Source organism: Agarivorans sp. TSD2052 (assembly GCF_023238625.1).
Taxonomy (GTDB): Bacteria; Pseudomonadota; Gammaproteobacteria; order Enterobacterales; family Celerinatantimonadaceae; genus Agarivorans.
The window spans coordinates 1,418,497-1,442,224 of sequence record NZ_CP096670.1 but is presented as its reverse complement, the minus strand read 5'-3'; the positions used below and the strand labels follow the sequence as shown (position 1 = coordinate 1,442,224).

The window sequence follows — 23,728 nt, the reverse complement described above, 5'->3', positions numbered from 1 at the left end:
AGAAGGTATATTATGAAGTATGCATTAGGGCCAATTTTATATTACTGGCCAAATCAACAAATTGAAGAATTTTATCATCTCGCTAAAGCCAGCAGCGCTGACATAATCTATATCGGCGAAACGGTATGTAGCAAACGCCGCAATATGAAAGCTAATGATTGGATAGACTTAGCCAAACAACTGCACCAAGCGGGTAAGCAAGTGGTCATTTCAACGATGGCCCTATTGGAAGCGCCATCAGAGGTTAGAAACCTAAAAAAACTCATCGACAATGGCGATTTTATTATCGAGGCTAACGATTTTAGTGCCATTGAAGAAGCGCATAACGCTAGGCTGCCTTTTGTGTGTGGGCCCGCCATTAATATTTACAATGCCTATGCCCTGAACGTATTACTAAAGCAAGGGATGCAACGCTGGGTGATGCCGGTAGAGCTTTCCCGTGATTGGCTACAAAAACTGGTGAGTGAATGCAACGAAATGGGTATTCGCGATCGCTTTGAAATAGAAGTCTTTGCTTACGGTCATTTACCGCTAGCCTACTCTGCACGTTGTTTTACCGCGCAATCGGAAGGCAAGAGTAAAGACGATTGTGAAACCTGTTGTATCAAATACCCTAATGGTCGCCAAGTCGATAGCCAAGAGGGACAATCGTTATTTGTATTAAACGGTATTCAGACTATGTCTGGAGATTGTTACAACTTAATCAACGACCAGCAAAGTATGCAGGGCTTAGTTGATATAGTGCGCATTAGCCCAACGGGCGAAGAAAGCATAGAACATTTAGAGGCCTTTCGCCGTCGTAACCAATCTACCGAGCATTTTCCAACACCCGATAGTGTCAACGGTTACTGGCATCAAATTGCCGGCATAAGAAATCAACAAGAATAAGATTAAGCCCTACAGAGCCAACTGAGCTTGGCTCTCGTAACGACTTAATTCAAACAAGGCTAAACGGTGCTCTACGAAATCATACACATTATTTGCCAACGATAACTTAAAGTAACTACTGGCTAATGGGTGATTGCCTGCCTGCTGCTCTAACTTTGCCATATAAAAATAGGCTTCGCATAAACGCTCTGCTAAATCACGATTATTACCATCCACGTTCGCCGTTTCAGTTAAAAATTGTTGTTGAGTGATTTCGCCCGCGTATAAACGTACGATTTGCCAGCCCCAGTCATCGGTTTTATAGGTCTCGAAGGCTAGGTCTAACTCTTGCTGTGCTTTAGGGGCGTCAGTTTGCTGTTGAATCAGGTATCGCCATAAAACGCGGTAGGGATCATTGGGCGCTTGATCAGCATAATAATCAACATCGACTACCGCCAACTCAGGCTTGTTCGCGTAATTAAGCGCAATGCCTCGGTAGAAGTAAGCAAAGCTGTAATCGGGTGCGAGTTCAATGGCAGAATCGAAAGATTCAAAAGCGCTATCAAAATCTTCGGCCAAAGTGTAGTAAACCCCTAAGAAGTTATAGGCCTCAACAAAATTGGGCTTTAATTGCACCGCCCGTTTAAAGTCAAAGCGAGCCAGTGCTCGAAGACCGACTCGGTCAAACACAATGCCTCGTTCGTAAAACAACTGGGCTGTTTGTTCTTGGTTGTACTCTCCAGAATTTAACATTTGCCCTAAGCGGGCTAAGGCATTTTCAGACTGGTAGTCAACTTGCAGAGGCGTTGCTAATACTATCGTTGGCAGGGCTTGACTCGAGGTGTTAGCACACCCACTGAGATAAGCTATAGCCACCAACAAAAATCCACTGCGCCAGGCTCGTTTTAACATATTGCTTCCACTCGTTGAATCAAACTTAAGGGCTGCAGCGACAATTACAGCCTCACTATCTGTTTACCCTAACAAGAGAAAAAGCTTAGGGAAACTTAAAATTATCATTATAGATAAATATCTTATTTGGAATGAGTGTCTAAATGATCAAAAGACTTCACCAAGTCATCCAGTGCTTTTATCTGAGTCAAGAAAGGTTCCAACTTAGATAACGGTAATGCACTTGGTCCATCACATCGCGCATTTTCAGGATCAGGGTGCGCTTCAAGAAACAGGCCTGCCAAGCTAGTCGCCATTCCCGCTTTAGCTAGCTCACCCACTTGTTCACGGCGCCCACCAGAGGCCGAGCCCAATGGATCACGACACTGTAAAGCATGGGTCACATCAAAGATAACCGGTGAACCATTACTCACCTTCTTCATAGTGCCGAAACCGAGGGTATCCACGACCAAATTGTCGTAACCAAAGTTACTGCCACGTTCACATAAAATAATGTTGTTATTACCGCACTCAGCAAATTTATCAACAATATTACCCATTTGAGAAGGGCTCAAAAATTGTGGCTTCTTAACATTTATTACCGCTCCCGTGTTGGCCATCGCTTCAACTAAATCTGTTTGACGAGCCAAAAATGCGGGTAATTGAATAACATCAGCGACTTCAGCGACAGGGGCAGCTTGAGCAACTTCATGCACATCCGTAATCACCGGAATAGAAAACTGCTGCTTTATTTCTTCCAGTAAGCGTAAGCCTTCTTCCATACCCGGCCCGCGGTATGAATGAATAGAAGAGCGGTTGGCTTTATCAAATGATGCTTTGAAAATATAGGGAATACCAAGCCGGGTAGTGACTTCAACAAAATGCTCGGCAATTTGCATGGCCAAATCACGAGACTCAAGTACATTCATACCCGCGAATAAAGTAAATGGGGCATCATTGGCTACTTTAATTGAGCCTACGTTAATTGTTTTTTGCTGCATGCTGTTCCTCTTAATGCAAAATTGCAGGTTGAGAGTCCATCGTATGGATCTGCACTTTTAGTATCTTCGATAAAGGATCATCTGGACACTGTTCAATAAAGTATTCAAAATCGTTAATAGCGACACTATTACAGTCTAACTGCTGATAGATAAAACCTCTATCACGCATCTCATGGGGGTCACCAGGTTTGAGTCTAATCAGGATTTGAGAGGTTTGAAGGGCCCGCTCAAATTCATCTTCGCGTAAACACGCACTTTTTAGTTCACCAAGCCAACGTTTCGTCATGTCGGCAGAAGACATCGGCTCTAGGTTATCGCTTAACAAGCGAGCGAGATTCCCTTTATGGCCACGATGGATCACCTCTAGTTGAGCGACGGTTTTTTGTTCCGCTGAAAACGCATCAAAATAAATACACTTTGTGCCTAGACTAAACGCCAGAATGGTTTGCGCTGGAAATGCTATCGCGTGACACTCAATATCGAGTTTACGCGCGAAGTAATGTAACAGCACCGATAGGCTCGTACCATTACCGCAACGACGCGACAGTACATCGCTAATCAGAGAATTTTTACTGTGATAATAACTCTGCCAATCACTACTAAAACCTAACTCTTTATAAAACAGGTTTTTTAGTTGTTCAAAGCGTTGCTCGGGAGAGTCTTCGATAGGATTGAGTTTTAGCCAATCTAACCAAAGCCTGTGCAAGGTTTTTCTTACCAGCGCAAAAGACTGACCAGAGATTTCTTCTTCAAGACCTAAAATGCGAAAAATCACTGCATCTCTTTCCTTTAATAAATCTATTTTTGTTATTCGTTGCTAATGGCTAGGCCAAATAACAACCGCCGCTTACTCGGTCCATTCCACCATAGTCTTGCTCAGTAAAGATTTGGCTATAACCGGCCTTATCTAACAACTGCTGTACAGCTTGTTTTTGGTCATAGCCATGCTCCAGTAACAGCCAACCGCCAGCTTTTAAGTAGTCAGTCGCAGTATCGATGATATGTTTAATATCGGCTAAACCGTTTTGCTCAGAGGTCAAGGCGCTTATCGGCTCAAATCGCACATCACCCTGAGATAAATGCGGATCTTGCGGGTCGATATACGGTGGATTACTCACTATCAAATCAAACGTCTGACCTGAAAACGGCTCAAGCCACGATCCTTGTCGTATATCTACCTCAGACAAATGCAAACTACTGGCATTTTCCCTCGCTAACTGCACAGCATCTTCACGTAAATCACTAGCGTAAACCTTCGCTAAGGGGCACTCACTTGCTATCGCCAATGCAATGGCACCCGTTCCGGTACCCAAGTCTACGATTTCTGTATCGGCGAGGTTAACGATTTTCTTTAGGCTTTGTTCTACTAAAACTTCAGTATCTGGGCGTGGAATCAACGTTGCTGGAGAAACCTTCAAGGATAGCGACCAAAAATCGCGTAGCCCGATGAGATAAGCAACTGGTTGCCCAGCCTCTCGCTTTTCCAGTAAGTCTTGGTATTGCTGCCATTGAAGCTCTGTTAAACAGCGTTCTGGCCAAGTTAACAAATATACCGGTTCACAACCCAATACATGCTGCAACAATACCTTAGCATCCACTTGTGGAGATTCACCCAAGTGAAGCTTTTCTCTAGCCCAATTGAGCGCCTCAGCAATAGAAGGATACTTATCCTTCATTTTCGGCCAATGCTGCCAACTGGTCAGCTTGGAATTCTTGTTGAATAGGATCCAACAATGCTAGCAATTCACCTTCCATGATTTCGTTTAAACGATAAAGTGTTAGGTTAATTCGGTGGTCACTCACTCGCCCTTGCGGATAATTATAAGTACGAATACGTTCACTACGGTCACCACTTGCGACTAAGTCACGGCGCATACTGGTTTCTTCCGCGCGGCGCTTATCATCTTCAGCCGCTTGCAGGCGCGCCGACAATACCGACATCGCTTTAGCGCGGTTTTTGTGTTGCGAGCGCTCTTCTTGACACTCCACAACCACGCCGCTGGGGATGTGGGTAATACGAATAGCCGAATCGGTTTTGTTTACGTGCTGACCACCCGCTCCAGAAGCTCGGAAGGTATCGATGCGCAAGTCACCTGGGTTAATTTCAATTTGTTCTGCTTCTGGAATTTCAGGCATGACCGCCACGGTACAGGCCGAGGTATGAATTCGCCCTTGTGATTCGGTTTCAGGAACACGTTGAACACGGTGACCGCCAGATTCAAACTTCATTAAACTATACACGTCTTCACCGTCAATTTTAGCAATCAGTTCTTTATAACCGCCCTGCTCACTTGAGTTGCTAGACATTACCGACATGCGCCAGCCTTGCTGCTCAGAAAACTTGCTGTACATACGGAATAAATTGCCGGCAAAAATAGCCGCCTCATCACCGCCGGCCCCGGCTCTAATTTCCAAAAAGATACTTCGAGAGTCGTTAGGATCACGAGGTAACAACAGTAATTGCAAATCTTCAGACAGCTTGGTCATGCTTTCTTTAGCTTCGTCAATTTCCATTTGCGCCATTTCACGCATCTCAGGGTCTTCATCATTGAGCATTTCTTTCGCTGAATCGAAGTTTTCTTGAGCTTGTTGGTAAGCGCTAAAACAAACCACTACTTCTTCTAATTGCGAGTATTCCTTAGTGAGACCTCTAAACCTATTTTGGTCAGAGATTACCTCTGGCTCACCAAGCAATACTTGTACTTCTTGATAACGCTCTTGCAAGGTTTCAAGTTTAGATATAATTGACGCTTTCATGCTTTCTCTCTTTCAACGCAACATTCCGTCCGCTAACAATTAGCAACGAAACATCATCAACAATCGGGTTATTTTCTTAGGCCAATGGCCTCACGTATTACCGCTAATTCTTCTAAGCGACCATCACGCCCAGCCTTATTTATAGCTTCGGTGGGAGCATGGATTAATTTATTAGTAAGCTGGAAGGCCGTTTCGCGAATAATCAGTGCCGGATCTTTTCCGTTGGCTAACGATTCTAAGGCTTTTTCTACTGCTGCATCACGTACCCGTTCACTGTGACTTCGATAATCACGAATAGTGGTTACCGACTCAAGCGAGCGCAACCACCCCATAAACGCTTCACAGTGTTCTGTAACAATCAGCTCGGCTTGTTCGGCTGCCTCTCGGCGTGATGCCATATTTTGCTCAACAATACCCTGCAAATCATCAACGCTATACAAATAGGCATCACGCAGCTCTCCTACCTGCTCCTCAATATCTCGAGGTACCGCTATATCAACCAAAAACATCGGCTGGAAACGCCGTTTTTTAAGGGCCGTTTCTACCATGCCTTTACCTATAATGGGCAAAGGACTTGCCGTTGAGCTAATCACAATGTCGTAATGAGCTAAATGGTCGGGTATTTCATTTAGGGTAATAACATCGCCAGCAAATCGCTCAGCCAACAACTTAGCCCGTGAAGCCGTGCGGTTGGCCACCATTAGCTTTTTAACGCCCTGATCGACCAAGTGCTTAGCCACCAGTTCAATCGTTTCTCCAGCACCAACCAGAAGAACCTTAGACTGGCTCAAATCATCAAATATCTGTTTTGCCAAACTGACAGCTGCAAACGCTACAGATACCGCATTCACCCCAATATCGGTATCTGTTCTAACCTGTTTGGCCACCGAAAAAGCGCGCTGAAAAAAACGCTCAAGTACACTTCCTACCGCGCCAGCTTCTCGCGATTCGGTATAGGCTTGTTTAATCTGGCCAAGAATCTGTGGCTCACCTAGAATCAACGAATCTAAACCACTGGCCACACGCATCAAATGCGCCACCGCTGTTTGCTGATGATATTGGTAAAGGCACGGAAGAACCTCAGCTTGCTCGAGGTTTTTATAATTAATCAGCCACTGCACCACAGCCGCTGCATCGGTTTCGGCTTCAACAATGTGGCAATAGAGCTCGGTTCTATTACAGGTAGATACAATCACCATTTCTACACCAAGCGCAGAAACCGCATGGTTAAGCGCTTGGTTTACTTGCTCTGGACTAAACGCCACTTTCTCTCGCAAGTTAACGGGGGCTGATTTGTGATTGATTCCTAGAACTAACAGAGTCATCTTTGTGGGGCTGTTGCGCGCCGTATCCAAATAAATAAAGAGCCAAATTGTACGGGAATATAGGGGCAAATAAAAGAAACTCCCGCCCTAACCCGCCTCAATTAGCTAATTTTGCTGTGACAAGGGGACACATCTTTAGCTTTAAAGAATTTACAGCCACCCAGTAGAGCTTTTATACTGCAAAAAAAATACGGATTTATTGTGCGCCAACTCTTTATAATCATTTTGCTCGCTTGCACCATAACAGCCTGTACAACACCACCGCCGATCAGCACGGTTGATAGTGAATGGGAGCGGCACTTAGCAGCGCTAAATCAGCATCAGCACTGGCAGCTCAGTGGAAAAATAGCCTTTATAGGCGACACCACACGCCAAGCAGCTAACTTATTTTGGCAACAAGACGGCCAACGCAGCATACTAAAAATCAATGGGCCTTTAGGTATTCAAGCCATCGAGCTGCATTACCAACCCGGTAAAGTGTGGGTAAAAACCAAAGACCAAGAATACACCGGCAATGATGCTCAGCAATTGGTTGACCGCTTGACGGGTTGGCAAGTCCCGGTTGAGCAACTCCCTAGTTGGCTACTGGGTATTCCAACCCAGAATGATTATCAACTGAATCCACAACATCGCTTAGCTAGCTTTACTACCAAACAACAGTGGACAGTGAGTTACCTAAATTACGGTCAGTACCAAAGCTATCTATTGCCTAGGCAGATGGAAATGCGTTCAGCTGAAAACCTTTTGAAAATTAATATTCATAAATGGCAAATCAATGACTAAGCAACTTTCAAGCGGCCCATGGCTATCACCCGCTAAGCTCAATCTATTTTTATATGTAAATGGCCAACAAGCTAACGGCTACCATGAGCTACAAACCTTGTTTCAGTTTGTCGACTACTGCGATCATTTATATTTCTCCGTAAACAAGCAAGATACTATCTCGCTAAGTTGCGAATTAGATTTTCCTAATGATGATAACTTAGTGGTTAAAGCCGCTAAGCTACTTAAGGCGCATTGCCAAATTGTTCAAGGTGTCGACATTAAACTGGTAAAGCACCTGCCTATGGGTGGAGGCATTGGTGGGGGGTCATCAAACGCTGCTACCACGTTACTGGTGTTAAATGAACTATGGGACTGCCAATTAAACCTTGAACAATTAGCCCGCTTGGGTTTGCAACTTGGCGCTGATGTGCCTATTTTTATTCATGGTCATAGTGCCTTTGCAGAAGGTGTGGGTGAGAAACTACAATCGGTAACCGTGGATGAACCTTGGTATGTTGTTTTGCATCCAGACGTTCATGTTTCTACTGAAAGCGTTTTTGGCCACCCAGACCTAACCAGAACAAGCCCTAAGAGAACTTGGCAACAATTATCAAAGGCTAATTGGCAAAATGATTGCGAAGAAATTGTGGCTAAAGTTTATCCGGAGGTTGCACAAGCTCTTAGCTGGTTGGTAGAATACGCGCCGTCAAGAATGACTGGGACAGGTTCTTGTGTATTCGCCGCGTTTGACAATGAGCGTGAAGCCTTGTCAGTACTGGCGAAACGTCCAAAAAATGTATCCGGCTTTGTGTGTAAAGCCTGTAATCAATCGCCGCTTCATCAGCAATTGACTAACGAAAAAACACTCACAAACACAGCTGGGGCCTAAGAAATAACATTCTTAAGCCCTAAAAAACGTAACGCTCTTTTGACCCGATAAATCTGAGGTTTCCATCGTGCCAGACATGAAACTCTTCGCCGGTAACGCCACGCCCGAACTTGCCCAGCGTATTGCTGATCGCCTTTATACCACCCTAGGTGATATTTCAGTAGGTAGATTCAGTGATGGCGAGATTAGTGTACAAATCAACGAAAACGTTCGTGGTGGAGACATCTTTGTTGTCCAATCCACTTGCGCTCCAACCAACGACAACGTAATGGAGCTGATTGTTATTGTTGATGCTCTACGCCGTGCCTCTGCGGGTCGTATTACTGCGGTAATCCCCTACTTTGGTTATGCTCGTCAAGACCGCCGCCCTCGTAGTGCTCGTGTGCCTATTACTGCAAAAGTAGTAGCAGACTTCCTATCTAGTGTGGGTGTTGACCGCGTACTAACCGTTGACCTTCACGCCGAACAGATCCAAGGTTTCTTCGACGTACCGGTAGACAACGCATTTGGTAGCCCAGTACTTCTGCAAGATATGCTAGACAGAAATCTAGAATCTCCGGTTGTTGTATCGCCAGACATTGGTGGTGTAGTGCGCGCTCGTGCAGTCGCTAAAATGCTAAACGATAGCGATTTAGCGATTATCGACAAACGTCGTCCACGTGCCAACGTAGCCCAAGTAATGAACATTATTGGTGATGTCGATGGTCGTGATTGCATCATGGTTGATGACATGATTGATACTGGCGGTACCCTATGCCAGGCAGCAGCAGCGCTTAAAGCCAAGGGCGCTAAGCGTGTATTTGCTTATGCAACTCACCCTGTCTTTTCAGGTAATGCAGCACAAAACATCACAGAATCAGCACTAGATGAAGTTATTATTACTGACTCAATCCCACTGTCTGATGAAATGCGTAATGTTGAAAAAGTACGTCAATTATCATTGGCACCAATGCTAGCTGAAGCTATTCGTCGCGTGAGTAACGAAGAATCAATATCTGCAATGTTCTAAACAGCATTAAATAAAGATTGATTTAAAAGCGCGGTAATGTGAATTACCGCGCTTTTTTATTGGCTTTCAAAAACGTCAATGGTAGAATGCCGCGCCTTTTGAATTGAAGTGCTTAGGTGTTAATCACTTTTTCACCAAATCAACAAGGTACTGGTTAGAGTTTGGTCGCGAAACTTTAGCCTCATTAATTTATTTGGAGAAACACAAATGTCTAACATTAAACTTGACGCTGAACTGCGTACAGACCTAGGGAAAGGTGCGAGCCGCCGCCTACGTCACGCTGATAAAGTTCCTGCTATCGTATACGGTGCTGGCCAAGAGCCTGTATCAATCACTCTTGAGCAACGCCATGTGATGAAGGCTCAAGAAGCTGAAGCGTTTTACTCTAGCATTATTACTGTAAACGTTGCTGGCGAAGCCGTAGACGTATTAGTAAAAGACATGCAGCGTCATGCCTACAAGCCACGTGTACAACACATTGACTTCCAACGTGTTGATAATACTAAAGCTATCCACAAAGCCGTGCCTATTCACTTCTTAAACGAAGACACTGCAGAAGCGGTTAAAAATGGTGGTAAAGTACATCACTTGGCGACAGAGATTGAAGTTAGCTGTCTAGCTAAAGATCTTCCTGAGTACATCGAGCTAGATGTAGCGAACCTAGAACTAGGTGCTTCACTACACATCTCTGATATCACGCTACCTGCTGGCGTTACATCAGTTGAGTTAGCTAAAGGTGAAAACCACGACCAAGCTGTAGTATCTATTACTACTCCTAAAGGCGTGTCTGAAGAAGCTGACGATTCTGAAGAAGCAGCAGCTTCAGAAGAATAGTGATAAACGATATTCGTTTACTCGTGGGTCTGGGTAATCCAGGCCCCGAATATGCCGCCACCCGCCATAACGCTGGCGCATGGTTAGTCACGCAACTAGCCAACAATCATCACACCCAATTAAAACCAGACAGTAAACATTTTGGACTTACCGGGCGAATTCAGCTGGCAGACCAAGAGCTACGTTTATTGATCCCCACAACGTTTATGAACCTCAGCGGCAAAGCCGTTGCATCTTTGGCTAAATTTTATCGTATCGAACTTGAGCAGATCATGGTTGCTCACGATGAACTTGATTTACCCCCTGGCGTAGCACGCTTTAAAAAAGGTGGTGGACACGGCGGACATAACGGTTTGCGCGATATCATCAGTAAATTTGGTAATAACAAAGATTTTCATCGTTTACGGATTGGTATTGGACATCCAGGTCATAAAGATCGTGTTTCAGGTTACGTATTAGGTAAAGCACCTAAAAGCGACCAAGAACTAATTGATGATGCAATTGATGAAGCGGTGCGCAGTACCGATGTATTGCTTAAAGATGGTTTAAGCAAAGCAATGAATCGATTACATAGTTACAAAGCGGGCTAAGCCCCTTAAACAAATAGGTATTATTATGGGATTTAAATGTGGCATCGTTGGTTTGCCAAACGTGGGCAAGTCGACCCTTTTTAACGCTCTGACTCAGGCCGGCATTGAAGCTGCTAACTTTCCATTTTGTACTATTGAGCCAAATACGGGCGTAGTACCCGTGCCTGATGAGCGCTTAAATGCCTTGGCTGAAATTGTAAACCCACAGCGCATATTACCCACCACCATGGAATTTGTAGATATTGCAGGTTTGGTTGCGGGCGCATCTAAAGGTGAAGGCTTAGGTAACAAATTTTTAGCTAACATTCGTGAAACAGATGCCATTGGCCATGTTGTTCGTTGTTTTGAAAACGACAACATTGTGCACGTATCGGGTAAAGTTGACCCAGCAGAAGACATCGACACCATTAATACTGAGCTAGCACTGTCTGACTTAGATACCTGTGAAAAAGCCCAGATCCGCGTTGCCAAAAAAGCTAAAGGCGGCGACAAAGAAGCCAAGTTTGAGTCAGAAGTGTTGGTAAAAGTCCAAGCACATCTAGAAGCAGATTTAATGCTACGTAGTTTAGATTTAAGCAAAGAAGAAAAAGCAGCTATTGCTTATATGAACTTCTTAACCGCTAAACCGACGATGTACATCGCCAACGTTAACGATGACGGTTTCGAAAACAACCCTTACTTAGATAAAGTAAAAGAAATTGCCGCTAGCGAAAATGCTGTAGTGGTGGCGGTTTGTGCCGAAATTGAAAGTGAAATCGCAGAATTAGACGCTGATGAAAAAGCAGAATTCATGGATGAAATGGGCTTAGAAGAGCCAGGTTTAAACCGTGTCATTCGCGCCGGTTACGAGTTACTCGACTTGCAAACCTATTTCACAGCCGGCGTAAAAGAAGTTCGCGCTTGGACAGTGCCCGTTGGTGCCACCGGCCCTCAAGCTGCAGGTAAAATTCATACCGACTTTGAAAAAGGCTATATTCGCGCCGAAGTTGTTGGTTACGACGACTACATTGAGCATAAAGGCGAGTCTGGCGCTAAAGTTGCTGGCAAATGGCGCCAAGAAGGCAAAACTTACGTCGTTAAAGACGGTGACGTTATTCACTTCTTATTTAACGTATAAGCGCTAAGCTAAAAATAAAAGCCAACTTAAGTGTTGGCTTTTTTATTTCTGCCTGCCAAACAGCGATGTTAATCTCAATGCTCACCAGTAAGGCATTGCCCGCCCCACCGCGCCTATTTCTACACATTAAGTCACCACGTTAAATAGCACTATTTAGTGAACACTGAGAAGCCCTGTTTAGCGGCTAAACAACCCGCTATTTTTAAAGCAAGTTGAAAGCCTTCAACAAAGTTGTGTATAAAGCAACCAGACAAACTGAACAAACGGCCATCACCACGTACACAAAGTGTGCAAACAGACTTTTTTGCGGATTTTTGGCAAAAAAACGGTTGACGCTCCTAGGTCTGATACGCATAATACGCGCCGTTAACAACGCAAAGCGTCGTTCACAAGGCTATGTAGCTCAGCTGGTTAGAGCACAGCACTCATAATGCTGGGGTCGCAGGTTCAAGTCCCGCCATAGCCACCATCTTTCTCACTACCAAGAGTCTGATGTAAAATTTGCGGAAGTGGCGGAATTGGTAGACGCGCTAGATTTAGGTTCTAGTATCGCAAGGTGTGAGAGTTCAAGTCTCTCCTTCCGCACCATCTTTCTTTATGAAAGATACAATTTGTAGGGATATCGCCAAGCGGTAAGGCAGCGGCTTTTGATGCCGCCATTCGTTGGTTCAAATCCAGCTATCCCTGCCACCATTTTAGGCTTGAGTAGTTATACTTGAGTTAAACAACAAGAATTCGCTTTCTTAGTTGTCGGTCTACACTTTACAGTGAAGGCCATCGAAACGCAGTTTCGATGTTAAGTTTCTGCAGGGATATCGCCAAGCGGTAAGGCAGCGGCTTTTGATGCCGCCATTCGTTGGTTCAAATCCAGCTATCCCTGCCACTTTTATTGTGCTCAGGTTATAATCTGGGAAGCAGTAACTGAATAGGGCATTTGCCCAGGTAAGACAGTAAGTACTATGTCGTAGACTAGAATTTGCTAACCCTGCCGAGAAATTTGTAACTTTACCGAGTGAAGATACAAATGGCTATGTAGCTCAGCTGGTTAGAGCACAGCACTCATAATGCTGGGGTCGCAGGTTCAAGTCCCGCCATAGCCACCATTAGTTTTAAGAAGTATTTCGTGCGGAAGTGGCGGAATTGGTAGACGCGCTAGATTTAGGTTCTAGTATCGCAAGGTGTGAGAGTTCAAGTCTCTCCTTCCGCACCATTCTTCTTTAATGAAGAACCCAATTCAAAGAGTTTTGTAGGGATATCGCCAAGCGGTAAGGCAGCGGCTTTTGATGCCGCCATTCGTTGGTTCAAATCCAGCTATCCCTGCCACCTTAAAAGGCCTGCTTTTTAGCAGGCCTTTTTTCTTGTTTCAATTCACCGTCAATAAAAAAACCTGCATCGAGCAGGTTTGCATATCTATCGCTTGATTGTATCTGCTTAAGCACAACTCAAAAATAGGACAAGCCATTATTGTCCAGAGCTAAGATTAGTTAAAGATCTCCCAGCGCATATTTTAAGGCCTGATCTTTGATAGGTCCGCTAGCTTGTACGACTTTAATGGCTAGCTTTCGGAAACGCTGTAACGGCGATAACGAATTTGAAAATAACAAGTAGAACATGTCCATGCTACCTTGCATGACGAGGTTATCGGGACGACGACGCACTTCAAAGCGCCTTAAAGCCTTTGCTTTAGCATCCAGACCACAGTGTTCAATTTGCTCTATTAAACACTTCACATCACGATAGCCGAGGTTTACCCCCTGCCCCGCCAGCGGATTAATAGTATGCGCAGCATCACCAATAATGACCGCACTGTGTTTGACGTAACTGGCAGCATGGCGTCGAGTTAAAGGGAAACTGGCACTAGCCAGTATCTCAAAACCTCCTGGTAGTGTCGGAAACTCAGCGTCAATGCGTTGCTTAAGCTGCGCTTTATTTAACTGTTTTAAACCACGAATCGTGTCTTTAGCGTCATACCAGATTAATGCCGCATGTTGATCGGCTAGTGGTAATAAAGCGCGAGGGCCAGTCGGGTAAAACTGTTGCCAAGTCGCCGTTTGCTGCGGTGCATCCAACTTAATATTGATGGCCAAACAATCGTGGCGATAATCCCAAGCACTAATGCCTACACCAAGTTGCTGGCGCATGGTTGAATTAGCCCCGTCGGCTACCACCATAAGCTTGGCACTATATTGGGTATCGTCTGCCGCCAACACAATACCTTCGGGGTGATTACTCAGTAATCGGCTTTGCTTAGCAATTTTACAAGTGACCCCCGATTGCAGAGCGACTTGCCAAAGCCCCAATTGGATTATTCGATTTTCAACCATAAATCCTAATTCAGGTAAATCCAGCTGGGCAGAATCAAAGATTAACTTATGTTGAGGGTCTTCCCATACCTGCAACTGCTGGTAGGGGCATAATCGCATCGCATTTATCGCAGGCCAGGCTTGCAACTTTTTAAGCAAGCTAACGCTCGCTTGGCTAATCGCGCTAACACGTAGGTCCATCGCTTGGCTAAGCTCAAAGGCTTTCGGCTGAAAAGACTCTAGCATCAAGACCGATAGACCTTGCAGTGCAAAACCTTGGGCACTGGCTGCACCGATCATGCCCCCTCCCACTACAATAACGTCAAAATTTTCCACTACCGTTCAAACCAGGTTAGATATTTAGTTGAAGTTTAACCCGAAGCCCTAAGCGGATGCGAATCAGCTAAGGAATAATTGTGAATCAGATGGCCAGAGAGCCCAAGCGAACGTTTTTTAGTCTTTTTATGGTAAACAGCATGATTGTCTCTAGTCATCGAAACTTTAAACCAGTAAAATACGCGTCCTTTTTTAGCGATGTAATAAAGAGTAAAACAATGGGAAATAAGCTGCATATAAAAACTTGGGGCTGCCAAATGAACGAGTACGATTCGTCTAAAATGGCCGACCTGCTGGATGCGACCCATGGTTTTCAGTTGACAGAAGAAGCCAATGAAGCCGACGTATTACTACTAAACACCTGCTCTATTCGTGAAAAAGCTCAAGAGAAGGTTTTTCATCAATTAGGCCGTTGGAAGACGCTAAAGCAAAAAAATCCAAAGCTAGTGATTGGCGTAGGTGGCTGCGTAGCTTCCCAAGAAGGTAAAGCGATCCGCGAACGCGCACCCTACGTAGACATCGTGTTTGGCCCACAAACTCTGCATCGTTTACCTGAAATGATTAAACAAGTAAGAGGAGGCGAGAAATCCGTCGTCGACGTAAGCTTCCCTGAAATTGAGAAGTTTGATCGTTTGCCGGAACCTCGCGCTGAAGGCGCTACCGCGTTTGTATCTATAATGGAAGGCTGTAGTAAGTACTGTACCTTTTGCGTAGTCCCCTATACTCGCGGTGAAGAAGTGAGCCGCCCGCTAGACGACGTGCTCTACGAAATAGCGTCTTTAGCCGATCAAGGTGTGCGCGAAGTAAATCTGTTAGGTCAAAATGTCAACGCTTACCGAGGCCTTACTCACGACGACAATATTTGTAGTTTTGCTGAATTACTGCGTTACGTGGCCAGCATTAACGGTATCGACCGCATCCGTTTTACCACTAGCCACCCGATTGAATTCACCGACGATATTGTTGAGGTATATGCTGATACCCCTGAGCTTGTCAGCTTCTTGCACCTGCCTGTACAAAGTGGTGCCGACCGTATTCTTAACTTAATGAAGCGTGGCCATACAGCCATTGAATATAAATCTATTATTCGCAAGCTACGTAAAGCCCGCCCTGACATTGAAATAAGCTCTGACTTTATTGTTGGCTACCCAGGTGAAACTACCGAAGACTTCGCAGACACCATGAAGTTAATTGAACAAATCAACTTTGATATGAGCTACAGCTTCGTATATAGCGCTCGCCCAGGTACACCTGCAGCTGACTTGCCAGACGACGTAAGCGAACAAGAAAAGAAACAACGCTTATACATTCTACAAGAGCGTATTAACCAACAAGCTATGCAGGTTAGTCGCCGTATGCTCGATAGCGAACAGCGTATCTTGGTTGAAGGCCCGTCAAAGAAAAACCCAATGGAACTGCGCGGACGCACTGAAAATAACCGTGTGGTTAATTTCGAGGGTAGCCACGATACCATTGGCCAATTTGTCGATGTGAAAATTGTTGAAGTATTCGCCCACTCTCTTCGCGGTAACTTGCTAAGAACAGAACAACAAATGAAGTTGCGAAATGATGTGGCTCCTGCCACTATTATCGACAAAGCGGATGGGCAAGCAGACCACTTAGGTGTGGCAAGCTTTACCCCCTAGTCGCGCATTTGCAAAACTATTAAGGAGTTGGCTGGTTTTAGCTAAACCAGCCCATAAAACAATTTGAGTAATAAAATCAATTCTATTGAGATTTACCTGGAACCCGCTTCCGGTCCCCGTCTGGCTCAATTATGTGGCCCACTTGATGATAACTTAAAGCAATTAGAACGCCGTTTAGGGGTTGAAATTAGTTATCGCAATAATGAATTTCAAATCACTGGTCGCCATGGTATGTGTTTAATTGCCGCCAGTATATTACGCAGTTTGTACCTAGAAACTGCTCCGTTAAAAGGCGGCGATATTCCAGAGCTTAGCCCTGAGCAGGTGCACTTGGCCATTCAAGAGAGCCGAGCGTTAGATCAAGATGACGACGATAGCCAACACTATGGTAAGCAGTTAAACATAAAAACCAAACGTGGCGTGATTAAGCCACGCACCCCAAATCAAGCCACCTATATTGGCAACATGCTAGGGCATGATGTCACCTTTGGTATTGGCCCTGCGGGTACCGGTAAAACCTACTTAGCAGTAGCATGTGCCGTTGATGCGCTAGAGCGCCAAGAAGTTCGTCGAATATTGCTCACGCGTCCTGCAGTAGAAGCAGGTGAAAAACTCGGTTTTCTTCCCGGTGATTTAAGCCAGAAGGTGGACCCATACTTACGCCCACTCTACGATGCGCTATTCGAAATGCTAGGTTTTGAAAAAGTAGAACGGCTCATAGAGAGAAACGTCATTGAAGTCGCGCCACTGGCTTATATGCGTGGTCGAACGTTAAACGATGCGTTTATCATCTTAGATGAAAGCCAAAACACCACGGTAGAACAAATGAAAATGTTCTTAACCCGAATTGGTTTTAACTCTAGAGCGGTGATTACCGGTGATATCACTCAGGTTGACTTACCTCGCCATCAAAAATCAGGTCTTCGCCACGCCATTGAGGTGCTGAGCGATGTACCAGCCTTAAGCTTCAACTTTTTTCAAGCGGCTGACGTGGTTCGCCACCCAATTGTTGCAGCCATCGTAGAAGCGTATGAGCAACAAGATGAGCGCGATCGTATCGCTGAAGAAAAACAGAAACAACGCCGCGATGCAGCCCAAAAGCTTAGTCAAAGCGGTGGAGAATAAAATGGCAATTGTTGACCTACAAATTGCCAGTGGCGATGAAGAGAATCTTCCCACTATTACCGCATTTGAATCATGGCTTCATGCAACTTTAGTCGAGGAAGATGAAGATACCGAACTCACTATTCGTATTGTTGACGAAGCTGAAAGCCAAGCCTTAAATCATCAATATCGTGGTAAAGAGAAACCCACCAATGTACTGTCGTTTCCATTTCAGGCTCCAGCAGGTGTACCCTTACCATTATTAGGCGATTTGGTTATTTGTCGGCAAGTCGTCGAAAAAGAAGCGGAAGAACAAGGAAAAGCTGTATTTGATCATTGGGCGCACATGGTTGTACATGGTAGCCTTCATCTGCTAGGTTATGATCATATAGACGATCAAGAAGCTGAAGAGATGGAAGCATTAGAAGTAGCAGTGCTGACCAAACTTGGTATCAGCAACCCTTATTAATTGATTAGGTAAAACAACGTATATGAGCGACGACAACCCTCACTCGAGCACCGGCTCTGTCAGGAAAAGTTGGATTGAACGAGCAATTCAGCTAGTACAAGGCGAGCCGAAGAGTAGAGAGGAATTGGTAGAAGTAATTCAAGATGCCAATCAAAGAGAATTGATCGACCAAAACACCCGAGAGATGATTGAAGGTGTATTAGATGTATCAAGCCAACGCGTTAGAGACATCATGATCCCCCGCTCGCAAATGGTTACCTTAGACATAAGCCAAACCATTGCCCAAAGTTTACCTACACTTACCGATGCTCGTCACTCCCGTTTTCCGGTGATAAACGAAGACAAAGATCATATTGAAGGCATCTTACTGGCTAAAGATTTACTCTATTATGCTTTTAAAGAAGGCGGCGGAAAAACCCCGCTAGCTCAAGTGATTCGACCCGCGGTGGTGGTACCAGAAAGCAAACGTATCGACAAACTGCTAAAAGAGTTTCGTAGCGAACGCTACCATATGGCGATCGTGGTTGATGAATTTGGTGGAGTATCGGGCCTAGTTACCATTGAAGATATCCTAGAAATTATCGTTGGTGATATCGAAGATGAATTTGCTAACGAAGAAAATTTGCAAGATGATATTCGCCGAATTAATGACAAAACCTTTGCCGTTAATGCACTCACCGATATTGAAGATTTCAATCATTACTTCAGCAGTGATTTTAGCGATGATGAAGTGGATACTATCGGCGGTTTAGTCACTCATGCCTTTGGCCACTTGCCAGGGCGTGGTGAAAGCATTGATATTGAAGGTTATCACTTTAAAGTTCGAACCGCTGACCGTCGCCGCTTGGTGCAGTTACAGGTTAGCATTCCTGAAGATAAAGCCCTAAACTTGAGCGTTCAAGAATAACATGCCTTTAAGCTTGACACCGCGGCTACGTTTATTAGCCGCTTTTGCTGGTGGGTTAATCGCGCCTTTCGCCTTTGCTCCTTTCGGCTTTTGGCCTCTGATGCCAATCTCCCTATTAGCGTTAATATACTTGTTAAACCCAAAGCAATCGGGCTTTAAGCTTGGCTTATGTTATGGCTTAGGTTGGTTTGGCTATGGGATCCACTGGGTACATGTCAGCATGGCCGAGTTTGGCGGCATGCCACTGGTGGTTAGCATAGCGCTGATGGCCTTATTAGTGACCTACTTGTCGCTTTATCCCGCCTTAGCCTGCTGGCTAGCCAATAAATGGCAAGCAAAACGCGGGGCGGCCTTTTATCTATTGTGGTTTCCTGCCTGCTGGCTATTTTCTGAATGGTTGCGCAGCTGGGTGCTCACTGGCTTTCCTTGGTTGCAGCCCGGTTACAGCCAAATTGATTCGCCATTATCAGCAGTTGCGCCCATTTTGGGATTATACGGTGTTACCTGGTTAGTGTTAGTCGTCGCTGCAGCGGGAGTATTACTAATACGCGGACAACAGCGTATGCGCTGGCTAGCAAGTTTGGCGATTACGGCGCCTTGGTTACTCGGCATCGCTTTAACGGGGCATAGCTGGACCACCCCATCGCCCTCAATGACGGTGGCGCTGGTTCAAGGCAATGTGCCCTTAGACATAAAATGGCTGCCTGAAAATAGAGCTGCCAGCCTGCATATGTATCAACAAGAAACCTTAAACATATCTGATGCAGACGTTATCGTTTGGCCAGAGTCGGCCATTGCAGCGCTAGAATATGACGTCATTGAATTTTTGCACCAACTCGATGGTCAACTATTAGCCAAACAGCAAGCCTTAATCACAGGGGTAATCGCCCATGATCTGCAAACCAACGACTACTACAATGCCTTAGTGACACTTGGTCAAGAGAGCCAAGAAAATAATGCTAGTGCTAGTTACTATTACGAAAACCCCAATCGTTACTATAAAAACCACTTACTACCGATTGGTGAATTTGTGCCTTTTGAAAAGCTATTACGCCCTTTAGCCCCCTATTTCAATCTACCTATGTCTTCCTTTGGCCGAGGTGACCCCTTGCAAACCAACTTGCAGGTAAAAGGGCATCAATGGCTCGCGGCCATATGCTACGAGATTGCTTTTGGCGAGCTTATGCGCCCACAATTTACCGCAAACACCGATGCAATCATTACAGTCAGCAATGACGCTTGGTTTGGCACATCTATCGGCCCACAACAACACCTAGAAATAGCACAAATGCGAGCCTTAGAGTTTGGCCGCCCAGTGGTCCGCTCAACCAATACCGGGGTAACCGCTATCATTGACCGATTTGGTAAAGTGCAGCAACGTGCTCCAGAGTATCAATTGCTCACTTTAAAGGGAGAAATCATACCCGCAACCGGAGTCACCCCTTATCAACGCTTAGGTTTATGGCCAATGGGCTTGATAGTATTAGTCGGCTTTATCGTTCGACTGCTACCGACACGGCGTAACAAGTCACTTAAGACTGCAGTTCACTAATTGAGTGACGATAAAAACTGTCACCTTGGCAGTGGTCACATCGGGCGATAATTGTTGGATGCCATAATGCGGTCTTATCACCGCATTGCGCGCATTCAATCACTCCTAAACCGATCAGTTCACCACTTTTATAAACCCCCTGATGTTGCAAATCGCCGATCAGCTCGTGCCATTCGACTTGGCTTTGGTCACTCATTTTAGCCAACCAATACCAGATGCTTTCTTTTAGCATCGTCATTGAAGGGCTTTCATCATAAGCGCGTTTGTAGTCACTGCGCCAATCACTTAAGTCTCGCCGCACATAATTTGCAATTAGCTGCCACTCATCTTTACTTAGATCACTAGCTGCTTGCAGGTACTCTTGAGTAGTATCAATTAACTTGGATAGCTCTTCTTGCCCCACTTCACCGCTTTCTTGTATGCGTTTCTCCAAATCCTTCACAAAGGTTTGATAAGCTTTAACTCTTTTTGGCATAACTCACCCGCTCTCTAACGTGCATTATCAGGTTTAAGCATAGACCTTTTGTTGACTAGCAAATGTGCGCCAAACCAGATTTATCTTTTCCTGATCTTCGCTGAAACACCCCTAAGGGCTATATTAACAAGCCCCCTGCAAAAGCTGAGTACAGAGAAATCATCAGCATTGAACTCAACAAGCTAAGATAAACATGCTCCAGCTATTGTTGTCAGCAAGCGGACTCGGTATCCTATGCGGATCAAATACGGTGGCTACGTGCTGCCAAGTCCAAATTTTGGTTTATTCTGGAAGATCCCATAGATGCAAGAGCAATACAGTCCGCGTGATATTGAAACCAAAGTGCAGCAGCACTGGGAGCAAGCGCAAACCTTTAAAGTCGTTGAGCAACCGGGTAAAGAAAAGTTTTACTGCCTATCAATGTTCCCTTACCCAAGTGGCCGTTTGCACATGGGCCACGTGCGCAATTACACCATTGGTGATGTCGTTTCTCGCTACCAGCGCATGCAAGGTAAGAATGTTATGCAACCTATGGGTTGGGATGCATTTGGTCTTCCAGCCGAAAACGCAGCAATTAACAATAATACTGCGCCCGCTAAATGGACTTACGAAAATATTGAATATATGAAAACTCAACTAAAACAGTTGGGTTTTGGCTACGACTGGGATCGCGAGCTAGCGACCTGCAAGCCAGATTACTACCGCTGGGAGCAGTGGTTCTTCACTAAACTTTACGAGAAAGGTTTAGTGTACAAGAAAATGGCCACGGTTAACTGGGATCCAGTAGACCAAACCGTATTAGCCAACGAGCAAGTAATCGATGGCCGCGGCTGGCGCTCTGGCGCTTTAGTTGAACAAAAAGACATTCCGCAGTGGTTTATTAAAATCACTGACTACGCTCAAGAGTTGTTAGACGATTTAGACCAACTAGACGATTGGCCAGAGCAAGTAAAAACCATGCAACGTAACTGGATTGGGCGCTCTGAAGGCGTTGAAATGCAGTTTGGCTTGGAGAATAGCGAACAGTTAGTACCCGTTTATACTACCCGTCCAGACACGGTCATGGGGGTAACTTACGTAGGTATTGCTGCTCAACATCCGCTTGCCTTAGAAGCGGCTAAAACTCATTCTGAGTTAGCCGCCTTCATCGAAGAATGCAAGAACAATAAAGTAGCTGAAGCTGACATGGCCACCATGGAGAAGAAAGGTATGGCCACTGGCCTTAATGCCGTTCATCCACTGACTGGTAAGCTTGTGCCTATCTGGGTAGCTAACTTTGTACTAATGGGTTATGGCTCTGGCGCAGTAATGGCCGTGCCCGCTCATGACCAACGCGACTTTGAATTTGCTCAAGCTTACGGCTTAGATATTGTGGGTGTAATTAAGCCTAGCGATGCAGAGTTAGATTTATCAGAACAAGCATTCACCGAGAAAGGTGTATTGTTTAATTCTGGTGAATTCGATGGTTTAGAATTCACCGCCGCTTTTGATGCCGTTGCCAGCAAATTAGAATCTATCGGCAAAGGTACCAAACAAGTTAACTTCCGCCTGCGTGACTGGGGCGTAAGCCGTCAACGATACTGGGGCACGCCAATCCCAATGCTAAACCTAGCAAATGGCGATGTTGTACCAGTCCCCGAAGACCAGCTACCAGTGATTCTGCCAGAAGACGTAGTGATGAATGGCGTTACCTCGCCAATCAAGGCAGATCCAGAATGGGCAAAAACCGAATTTGAAGGTCAAGAAGCCTTCCATGAAACCGACACTTTCGATACCTTCATGGAGTCGAGTTGGTACTACGCGCGTTACTGTAGCGCCAATAACGAAGACATGATGTTAGATCCTGAGCAAGCAAATTACTGGCTGCCCGTGGATCAATATATTGGTGGTATTGAGCACGCCATTTTACACTTGCTGTATGCCCGTTTCTTCCATAAGTTACTGCGCGATAGCGGCTTAGTTGAGTCAGACGAACCATTTAAACGCTTGCTAACTCAAGGCATGGTATTAGCTGACGCGTTCTATTACGAAGATGCTAAAGGTGGCAAGGTATGGGTATCTCCGGTAGATGCAGTCACCGAAAAAGATGAAAAAGGCCGCATTACGAGTGCTAAAACTGCCGAGGGCCAAGAGCTGGTTTACGCAGGCATGAGCAAAATGTCTAAGTCGAAAAATAACGGTATCGACCCTCAGGTTATGGTTGATAAATACGGCGCTGACACAGTTCGCCTATTTATGATGTTTGCCGCCCCAGCAGAGCAAACACTCGAATGGCAAGACAGCGCAGTAGAAGGGTCGTTGCGTTTCTTACGTCGCCTATGGAAATTTAGCTTCGAGCATCTAAATGCCGGTGAAGCAGGTGCGGTAGATGTTGCTAGCCTGAATGCCCAACAAAAAGACTTACGTCGAGATGTGCATAAGACCATTGCAAAAGTCAGCGATGACATTGGCCGTCGTCAAACCTTTAATACTGCCATTGCCGCGATTATGGAGTTGATGAACAAATTAGCAAAAGCAGACCAAAGCGATGTAAATACCCGTGCAGTCACACGTGAAGCCATTAACGCAGTGGTATTAATGTTGTCGCCGATTACTCCGCACGTTTGTGACCAACTTTGGACCCATTTAGGTAATGTTGGCGAGATAGATACCGCCGATTGGCCAGTAGCCGACCCAAAAGCCATGGTTGAAGACAGCAAACTTATTGTCGTTCAAGTAAATGGTAAATTACGCGCGAAGCTTACAGTAGCCGCTGACGCCGACCAAGATACCGTACAAAGCTTAGCCATGAACGATGAAAATGTAAGTAAGTTTGTCGATGGTAAAACTATTCGTAAAGTGATTTATGTAGCGGGTAAATTGCTCAACATAGTAGCAAACTAAGCCTTTAG

General features: G+C 45.2%; 22 protein-coding genes and 7 tRNA genes. 20 read left to right on the top strand and 9 right to left on the bottom strand.

Going from position 1 to position 23,728, the window contains the following annotated elements; translation table 11 throughout:
* Window positions 1–12 precede the first annotated feature (12 nt).
* The gene (locus M0C34_RS06555; protein WP_248714833.1) at window positions 13–888 is read left to right on the top strand and encodes a U32 family peptidase; all 876 of its coding nucleotides are present in this window, start codon (window positions 13–15) and stop codon (window positions 886–888) included.
* Window positions 889–897: 9 nt separating this feature from the next.
* Here M0C34_RS06555 and nlpI read toward each other — a convergent pair whose 3' ends face one another.
* The 6 genes from nlpI to hemA all read right to left on the bottom strand — a co-directional run bounded on the left by nlpI (window position 898) and on the right by hemA (window position 6,841).
* Entirely contained in the window at window positions 898–1,779 is an 882-nt protein-coding gene (gene nlpI, locus M0C34_RS06550) for a lipoprotein NlpI (protein ID WP_248714832.1), read from the bottom strand.
* A 122-nt stretch (window positions 1,780–1,901) separates the two neighbouring features.
* Complete coding sequence (kdsA, locus tag M0C34_RS06545) at window positions 1,902–2,759, bottom strand: 3-deoxy-8-phosphooctulonate synthase (RefSeq protein WP_248714831.1); 858 nt, start codon at window positions 2,757–2,759, stop codon at window positions 1,902–1,904.
* 10 nt (window positions 2,760–2,769) lie between these two features.
* Window positions 2,770–3,534 carry a SirB1 family protein gene (locus tag M0C34_RS06540; protein WP_248714830.1) on the bottom strand — a complete coding sequence of 255 codons (765 nt, stop codon included), beginning with the start codon at window positions 3,532–3,534 and terminating at the stop codon, window positions 2,770–2,772.
* 49 nt (window positions 3,535–3,583) lie between these two features.
* On the bottom strand, window positions 3,584–4,435 hold the full coding sequence (prmC, locus tag M0C34_RS06535) for a peptide chain release factor N(5)-glutamine methyltransferase (RefSeq protein WP_248714829.1): 852 nt from the start codon (window positions 4,433–4,435) through the stop codon (window positions 3,584–3,586).
* Window positions 4,425–5,516 (bottom strand): peptide chain release factor 1, encoded by a 1,092-nt coding sequence (prfA, locus tag M0C34_RS06530; RefSeq protein WP_248714828.1) that lies wholly within the window; start codon window positions 5,514–5,516, stop codon window positions 4,425–4,427. Before prfA ends, prmC begins: the two co-directional genes overlap by 11 nt.
* A 68-nt stretch (window positions 5,517–5,584) precedes the next feature.
* The gene (gene hemA / locus M0C34_RS06525) at window positions 5,585–6,841 is read right to left on the bottom strand and encodes a glutamyl-tRNA reductase (RefSeq protein WP_248714827.1); all 1,257 of its coding nucleotides are present in this window, start codon (window positions 6,839–6,841) and stop codon (window positions 5,585–5,587) included.
* A gap of 201 nt (window positions 6,842–7,042) precedes the next feature.
* Between hemA and lolB the strand changes: the two genes are divergently transcribed.
* The 6 genes from lolB (at window position 7,043) to ychF (ending at window position 12,045) form a co-directional block, all read left to right on the top strand.
* Entirely contained in the window at window positions 7,043–7,624 is a 582-nt protein-coding gene (gene lolB / locus M0C34_RS06520) for a lipoprotein insertase outer membrane protein LolB (protein ID WP_248714826.1), read from the top strand.
* Complete coding sequence (ispE, locus tag M0C34_RS06515; RefSeq protein ID WP_248714825.1) at window positions 7,617–8,495, top strand: 4-(cytidine 5'-diphospho)-2-C-methyl-D-erythritol kinase; 879 nt, start codon at window positions 7,617–7,619, stop codon at window positions 8,493–8,495. The genes lolB and ispE overlap by 8 nt, the downstream gene beginning before the upstream one ends.
* A 67-nt stretch (window positions 8,496–8,562) precedes the next feature.
* Window positions 8,563–9,504, top strand: coding sequence for a ribose-phosphate pyrophosphokinase (locus tag M0C34_RS06510; RefSeq protein ID WP_248714824.1), 942 nt, complete (start codon window positions 8,563–8,565; stop codon window positions 9,502–9,504).
* Window positions 9,505–9,711: 207 nt separating this feature from the next.
* Window positions 9,712–10,338, top strand: coding sequence for a 50S ribosomal protein L25/general stress protein Ctc (locus M0C34_RS06505; protein ID WP_248714823.1), 627 nt, complete (start codon window positions 9,712–9,714; stop codon window positions 10,336–10,338).
* Entirely contained in the window at window positions 10,338–10,928 is a 591-nt protein-coding gene (gene pth, locus M0C34_RS06500) for an aminoacyl-tRNA hydrolase (RefSeq protein WP_248714822.1), read from the top strand. The genes M0C34_RS06505 and pth overlap by 1 nt, the downstream gene beginning before the upstream one ends.
* A gap of 25 nt (window positions 10,929–10,953) precedes the next feature.
* The gene (gene ychF, locus M0C34_RS06495) at window positions 10,954–12,045 is read left to right on the top strand and encodes a redox-regulated ATPase YchF (RefSeq protein ID WP_248714821.1); all 1,092 of its coding nucleotides are present in this window, start codon (window positions 10,954–10,956) and stop codon (window positions 12,043–12,045) included.
* Here ychF and M0C34_RS06490 read toward each other — a convergent pair.
* The gene (locus M0C34_RS06490) at window positions 12,035–12,172 is read right to left on the bottom strand and encodes a hypothetical protein (protein ID WP_248714820.1); all 138 of its coding nucleotides are present in this window, start codon (window positions 12,170–12,172) and stop codon (window positions 12,035–12,037) included. The two genes, ychF and M0C34_RS06490, sit on opposite strands and share 11 nt — an antisense overlap.
* Window positions 12,173–12,437: 265 nt before the next feature.
* Here M0C34_RS06490 and M0C34_RS06485 point away from each other — a divergent pair.
* The 7 genes from M0C34_RS06485 (at window position 12,438) to M0C34_RS06455 (ending at window position 13,368) form a co-directional block, all read left to right on the top strand.
* Window positions 12,438–12,514 (top strand) — tRNA-Met (locus M0C34_RS06485).
* A 34-nt stretch (window positions 12,515–12,548) separates the two neighbouring features.
* Window positions 12,549–12,633, top strand: a tRNA-Leu gene (locus M0C34_RS06480).
* A gap of 27 nt (window positions 12,634–12,660) precedes the next feature.
* A tRNA-Gln gene (locus M0C34_RS06475) sits at window positions 12,661–12,735 on the top strand.
* Window positions 12,736–12,853: 118 nt separating this feature from the next.
* Window positions 12,854–12,928: transfer RNA gene (locus M0C34_RS06470), tRNA-Gln, on the top strand.
* Window positions 12,929–13,071: 143 nt separating this feature from the next.
* A tRNA-Met gene (locus M0C34_RS06465) sits at window positions 13,072–13,148 on the top strand.
* Window positions 13,149–13,170: 22 nt separating this feature from the next.
* Window positions 13,171–13,255, top strand: a tRNA-Leu gene (locus tag M0C34_RS06460).
* A gap of 38 nt (window positions 13,256–13,293) precedes the next feature.
* Window positions 13,294–13,368: transfer RNA gene (locus M0C34_RS06455), tRNA-Gln, on the top strand.
* Between the two features lie 161 nt (window positions 13,369–13,529).
* On the opposite strand, the gene M0C34_RS06450 is transcribed toward M0C34_RS06455, so the two are convergent.
* Complete coding sequence (locus tag M0C34_RS06450; RefSeq protein WP_248714819.1) at window positions 13,530–14,684, bottom strand: FAD-dependent monooxygenase; 1,155 nt, start codon at window positions 14,682–14,684, stop codon at window positions 13,530–13,532.
* A 218-nt stretch (window positions 14,685–14,902) separates the two neighbouring features.
* Between M0C34_RS06450 and miaB the strand changes: the two genes are divergently transcribed.
* The 5 genes from miaB to lnt all read left to right on the top strand — a co-directional run bounded on the left by miaB (window position 14,903) and on the right by lnt (window position 20,362).
* Window positions 14,903–16,330 (top strand): tRNA (N6-isopentenyl adenosine(37)-C2)-methylthiotransferase MiaB, encoded by a 1,428-nt coding sequence (miaB, locus tag M0C34_RS06445; protein WP_248714818.1) that lies wholly within the window; start codon window positions 14,903–14,905, stop codon window positions 16,328–16,330.
* Between the two features lie 63 nt (window positions 16,331–16,393).
* Entirely contained in the window at window positions 16,394–17,455 is a 1,062-nt protein-coding gene (locus M0C34_RS06440) for a PhoH family protein (protein ID WP_248714817.1), read from the top strand.
* Window position 17,456: 1 nt separating this feature from the next.
* Window positions 17,457–17,903, top strand: coding sequence for an rRNA maturation RNase YbeY (ybeY, locus tag M0C34_RS06435; RefSeq protein WP_248714816.1), 447 nt, complete (start codon window positions 17,457–17,459; stop codon window positions 17,901–17,903).
* 22 nt (window positions 17,904–17,925) lie between these two features.
* Complete coding sequence (corC, locus tag M0C34_RS06430; RefSeq protein WP_248714815.1) at window positions 17,926–18,810, top strand: CNNM family magnesium/cobalt transport protein CorC; 885 nt, start codon at window positions 17,926–17,928, stop codon at window positions 18,808–18,810.
* 1 nt (window position 18,811) lies between these two features.
* Entirely contained in the window at window positions 18,812–20,362 is a 1,551-nt protein-coding gene (gene lnt, locus M0C34_RS06425; protein ID WP_248714814.1) for an apolipoprotein N-acyltransferase, read from the top strand.
* Here the strand turns inward: lnt and M0C34_RS06420 are convergent.
* A complete protein-coding gene (locus M0C34_RS06420; RefSeq protein ID WP_248714813.1) occupies window positions 20,343–20,837 on the bottom strand; it encodes a zinc ribbon-containing protein in 495 nt (164 codons plus the stop codon). The two genes, lnt and M0C34_RS06420, sit on opposite strands and share 20 nt — an antisense overlap.
* 303 nt (window positions 20,838–21,140) lie before the next feature.
* Here M0C34_RS06420 and leuS point away from each other — a divergent pair, with 303 nt between their 5' ends.
* Window positions 21,141–23,720, top strand: coding sequence for a leucine--tRNA ligase (gene leuS / locus M0C34_RS06415; RefSeq protein ID WP_248714812.1), 2,580 nt, complete (start codon window positions 21,141–21,143; stop codon window positions 23,718–23,720).
* Window positions 23,721–23,728 lie beyond the last annotated feature (8 nt).